Source organism: Rhizobium mayense (assembly GCF_030272705.1).
Classification (GTDB): domain Bacteria; phylum Pseudomonadota; class Alphaproteobacteria; order Rhizobiales; family Rhizobiaceae; genus Rhizobium; species Rhizobium mayense.
Genome location: NZ_JARFYM010000117.1, coordinates 1 through 482, shown reverse-complemented (window position 1 = coordinate 482; position 482 = coordinate 1). Strand labels below are relative to the sequence as shown.

Sequence of the window (482 nt, the reverse complement as noted above, 5' to 3'; positions counted from 1 at the left end):
TTAGAAGCTGCGCTGGAAGCGGAGGATACCAGCCCACTGATCCTGGTTCACAGAATCGAAGTTGGTGTAGGTAACTTCCGGCTCGACGAGGAGGTTCTTGACCGGGTTGAACTTGAGGTTCGTCGTGGCTTCGAAGATCTTCGAGTCGGTGTAGGCGAGCTGTACGTTCCACTTCAGCTTGTCGCTGATCTTGTAGCCAACGCCACCCCAAACAGCCCAGTCACCCCAGCCGCAGAGATCGCCACGGTCAGCCGGGCAAGCCGACGGGTCCAGGTTCGAGCCGGCATACTGGTTCAGCTTGGAGCCGTCCGTGTTCCAGCCGCCCATCAAGAAGGCCGTGAACGCACCGAACGTGGCGTCGATACGAGCCTTGACAGCGCCTTCTTCGACGATGGAGTCATAACCACCGACGACGCGGAACTGCCATGCACCAGCCTTGTAGCCGGCACCAGCAACGACGTTAGGAGCGTAGTGGTTCTGCT

At 59.1% G+C, this 482-nt stretch carries 1 protein-coding gene; it reads right to left on the bottom strand.

Translation table 11 applies throughout. The features are described 5' to 3' along the window. A partial coding sequence (locus PY649_RS34840) for a porin (protein WP_285873620.1) occupies positions 1-482 on the bottom strand: 482 nt, incomplete at its 5' end.